This window comes from Bacillus sp. SIMBA_008, from assembly GCF_046535495.1.
Classification (GTDB): Bacteria; Bacillota; Bacilli; order Bacillales; family Bacillaceae; genus Bacillus; species Bacillus subtilis.
In genome coordinates, this window is the sequence record NZ_JAWRWL010001265.1 from 1 (window position 1) to 236 (window position 236).

Sequence of the window (236 nt, forward strand, 5' to 3'; positions counted from 1 at the left end):
GTATATCAAAGAGCAGGAAGATATTTTGTATCTGTACTTTGTGAAAGAGCAGAAATAAGGGTAAAACCAATGCTGAATAAAGTAGGTTTAGGGATTGATTTAGGGCTGAAGGATTTCGCTGTACGTAGCGATGGAAAAACTCATAAAAATATAAATAAAACAGTAAAAGTAAAAAAGATAGAAAAACGGTTAAAACGTGAACAACGCTCTTTATCACGCAAATTTGAAAATATAAG

At 31.8% G+C, this 236-nt stretch carries 1 protein-coding gene; it reads left to right on the forward strand.

What is annotated here, in order from left to right; translation table 11 throughout:
* Positions 1-236 (forward strand): transposase (locus SB658_RS27490; protein WP_410603731.1); only part of this gene is annotated, 236 nt, incomplete at both ends.